Genomic DNA, 3884 nt, shown 5'->3' with positions numbered 1-3884 from the left:
GCCTGGCGCTGGGCCTGGGGCTCCTGCTGCTGATGCTGCGGGTGCTCGCCCCCGGCGGCTGGACCGTGTGGGAAGGGGTGCTGCTGGCCGCCTGGCTCGGCACCCTGCCCTGGAGCTGCCTCTGCGCCGGCAACGCGCTGGTGGGCCTCGCGCTGCGGCTGCGCCACGCCGAGCCGGCGGCGCAGGTGGTGCCGCAGCTCCTGCGCGCCGCGCCGCCGCCGCCCCGCGCCGCCACCGCCATCGTCGTCTGCCTGCGCAACGAGGCGATGGCGGGGGTGCTGCCCCCCCTCGCCCGGCTGCTGGACGGGCTGGAGGCGGCCGGGGCGGGCCACCGCTTCACCCTCTGGTTCCTCTCCGACACGCAGGAGCCGGCCCTCGCCGCGCGGGAGGAGGCGGCGATCGCCGGCTTCGCCCGGCTGCGCGCCGGCCGCCCCGTGGCGGTGCGCTACCGCCGCCGCGCGCGGAACACCGGCTTCAAGGCCGGCAACGTGATGGACTTCCTCGACCGCCACGGCGCCGGCCATGAATTCTTCCTCTGCCTCGACGCCGATTCGGAGATGTCGGCCGAGGCGGTGCTGCGGCTGGTGGCGGTGATGGAGGCGGACGCGGATCTGGCCATCGTCCAGCAGCTCATCGTCGGCCGGCCCGCGCGCAGCGCCTTCACCCGGCTGTTCCAGTACGGCATGCGGGCGGGGATGCGGAGCTGGGCCACCGGCCAGGCCTGGTGGCAGCTCGACCAGGGCCCCTACTGGGGGCACAACGCCCTGCTGCGCGTGGCGCCCTTCCGCGCCCATGCCCGGCTGGAACCGCTGCCCGATGGCAGCCCGATCCTCAGCCACGACCAGATCGAGGCGGTGCGGCTGCACGCCGCCGGCTGGAAGGTGCGCTGCCTGCCCATCGAGGCGGGCAGCCTAGAGGGCAACCCGCCCACCCTGCCGGACTTCCTCATCCGCGACCGGCGCTGGGGCGCCGGCAACATGCAGTACTGGCGGCTGCTGCGCCTGCCGGGGTTGACGCCGATGGGCCGCTGGCAGCTGGCGCAGGCCATCCTGCTGTTCCTCTCGGCGCCGCTCTGGCTGCTGGTGCTGGTGGCGGCGGTGCTGAACGCCGCCACCGGCGGCGGCGCGGCCACGCCTCCAGGGGCGCTGGCGGCGCTGCTGCTGGCCAACTGGGCGGCGATCCACGCGCCGAAGCTCGCCGGCTACCTGGAGCTGCTGCTGCGGCTGGAGCGCGCGGCAGCCTATGGCGGCCGCCGCGCCGTGCTGCGCGGGGCGCTTGCCGAGACCGGCTTCACCACGCTGCTGGACCCGGTGAGCCTGGCCAGCAAGGCGCTGTTCCTGCTGGCCCTGCCCTTCGCCGGCCGCACCGGCTGGCAGCCGCAGAACCGGGATGCGCTGGGCGTGCGCTGGGCCGACGCGGCACGGCTGCTGTGGGCGCCCACGGCGCTGGGCGTGGCGCTGATGGCGGCGCTGCTGGCGGCGGGGGGCACGGCCTGGATCTGGGGCCTGCCCTTCCTCGGGCCGCTGGTGCTGGGCATCCCCTTCGCGGTGGCGACGGCGGACCCAGGATTCTCCCGCCGGCTGCGGCGCATGGGCGTGGCCTGCACGCCGGAGGAGGGCGGCGCGCGCCGCGCCGCTCAGTCCGCCACGAGGCGGAGGCGCATCAGCACCTCGTCGAAGTAGCGCCCCGCCACCTTCAGCGCGCGCGGCTCGAGCGCCCAGGCGGTGAAGCCGGCGCGCTCGTAGAGCCTCCGGGCCGTGTCGTTGCCTGCCACCACGCTGAGCCGCACCTCCTCCACCCGGCCCCGCGCATGGTCCAGCACCGCCGCCAGCAGGGCCGGCGCCAGGCCGCTGCCGCGCGCCCCGGGCCGCAGGTAGACCGACCAGAGCAGCCCCTTGTGCCGCGTCTTGGCCGCGCGGGGCAGGGCGAGCGCCATCAGCCCCTCCGGCTCCGCCGCGCCCGGCTGCCAGCCGGCGAAGACGGCGCTGTCCTCGAGCCGCGCCGCGAACCAGGCCTCGGGCTGCGCCGCCTCATCCTCCAGGCTGGCGCCGAAGGCCTCGGGGTGGCGCTCCAGCGCCTCCAGCCGCAGCGCGCGGAACAGCGGGGCATCCCCGGGGCCGAGGCGGCGGATGGTGAAGCCGGCCGCCGGGGCGGGAGCCTCCCCCGGCGCCCGCTCAGTCATCGTCGCTGCGGCGCGCCAGCACCTCGCGCTTGCCGACATGGTTGGCGGGCCCGACCACGCCCTCCTTCTCCATCTGCTCGATCAGCTTGGCGGCGCGGTTGTAGCCGATGGAGAGGTGCCGCTGGATGAAGGAGGTGCTGGCCTTGCCCTCGCGCGTCACCAGCGCCACGGCCTGGTCGAACAGCCCCTTCTCGCCATCGCCGGCGCCGGCGATGCCGGAGAGGCCGGACTCGCCGCCCTCCTCGTCATCGGTCTCGGTGACCTCCTCGATATAGGCCGGCTCGCCCTGCTCGCGCAGGAACTCCACCACCTTCTCCACCTCGGCATCCGAGACGAAGGGGCCGTGCACGCGGGCCACGCGGCCGCCGCCGGCCATGTGCAGCATGTCGCCCTGGCCGAGCAGCTGCTCGGCGCCCATCTCGCCCAGGATGGTGCGGCTGTCGATCTTGCTGGTCACCTGGAAGGAGATGCGCGTCGGGAAGTTGGCCTTGATGGTGCCGGTGATGACATCCACCGAGGGCCGCTGCGTCGCCATGATGACGTGGATGCCGGCGGCGCGCGCCATCTGCGCCAGCCGCTGCACCGCCGCCTCGATCTCCTTGCCGGCGACGATCATCAGGTCCGCCATCTCGTCGATGACGACGACGATCATCGGCAGCGGCGCCAGCGCCAGGGGCTGGTCCTCGAACACCGGCTTGCCGGTGTCGGGGTCGAAGCCGGTCTGCACGCGGCGGGTCAGCACCTCGCCGCGCGCCAGCGCCGCCTGCACCTTCTCGTTGTAGCCGCCGATGTTGCGGACGCCGAGCTGGCTCATGGCGCGGTAGCGCCGCTCCATCTCGCGCACCGTCCACTTCAGCGCGCCGATCGCCTTCGGTGGCTCCGTCACCACCGGCGCCAGCAGGTGCGGGATGCGATCATAGACCGACAGCTCCAGCATCTTCGGGTCGATCATGATGAAGCGGCACTCATCCGGGCTGAACCGGTAGAGCAGCGACAGGATCATGGTGTTGATGCCGACCGACTTGCCCGAGCCGGTGGTGCCGGCGATCAGCAGGTGCGGCATGCGGGCGAGGTCGGCGATGACGGGCGCGCCGCCGATGTCCTTGCCCAGCGCCAGCGGCAGGCGGGCGGTGTGGCGCACCCAGTCCTCGGCCGCCATCATCTCGGAGAAGAACACCATCTCCCGCTTGTCGTTCGGCAGCTCGATGCCGATGACGTTGCGCCCCGGCACGGTGGCGATGCGCACCGCCATCACGCTCATGCTGCGGGCGATGTCGTCGGCCAGGCCAATGACGCGGGCGGATTTGGTGCCGGGGGCCGGCTCCAGCTCGTAGAGCGTCACCACCGGGCCGGGGCGGATCTCGACGATGCGGCCGCGCACGCCGTAATCCTCCAGCACCGTCTCCAGCAGCCGGGCATTGGCCTGCAGCGCCGCCTCGTCCGGGCCGCTGGCGCGGCGCGCGGGGGGCGGGGTCAGCAGGTCGAGCGGCGGCAGCTGGAACTGCGCCACGGGCTGCGGCTCCGGCCGGGTGGCGCGGCGCGGCGGCAACGGCTCGGCCGGGCGCGGCGGCGGCGCGGGGCTGCGCACGGGCGGCGGCGGCGGCAGTTCCAGGTCGCCACGGAGGGCAATGGCGCGTGGCTCGCCAGCCCGCTCGCCACCACGCTCGCCACCACGGGGGGCACGCAGCTCGGGCGTGGCCTC

3 protein-coding genes are annotated in these 3884 nt (G+C 74.7%); 1 reads left to right on the top strand and 2 read right to left on the bottom strand.

Going from position 1 to position 3884, the window contains the following annotated elements; translation table 11 throughout:
* The coding region (mdoH, locus tag ACZJYS_RS23315) for a glucans biosynthesis glucosyltransferase MdoH (protein ID WP_493180505.1) at window positions 1-1682 on the top strand (1682 nt) is incomplete at its 5' end.
* On the opposite strand, the gene ACZJYS_RS23310 is transcribed toward mdoH, so the two are convergent.
* Both ACZJYS_RS23310 and ACZJYS_RS23305 read right to left on the bottom strand, forming a co-directional pair.
* Complete coding sequence (locus tag ACZJYS_RS23310) at window positions 1637-2182, bottom strand: GNAT family N-acetyltransferase (protein ID WP_379652100.1); 546 nt, start codon at window positions 2180-2182, stop codon at window positions 1637-1639. The genes mdoH and ACZJYS_RS23310 overlap by 46 nt on opposite strands.
* The coding region (locus ACZJYS_RS23305; protein ID WP_493180504.1) for a DNA translocase FtsK at window positions 2175-3884 on the bottom strand (1710 nt) is incomplete at its 5' end. The genes ACZJYS_RS23310 and ACZJYS_RS23305, both read right to left, overlap by 8 nt.

This window comes from Roseomonas sp. TS2 (genome assembly GCF_058833935.1).
The sequence above is the reverse complement of the archived record's forward strand: the minus strand, read 5'-3'. Positions and strand labels throughout refer to the sequence as shown.

Coding starts and splice junctions, on each gene's coding strand:
- ACZJYS_RS23310 (WP_379652100.1), bottom strand. CDS start 2,182: ATGACTGAGCGGGCGCCGGGGGAGGCTCCCGCCCCGGCGGCCGGCTTC.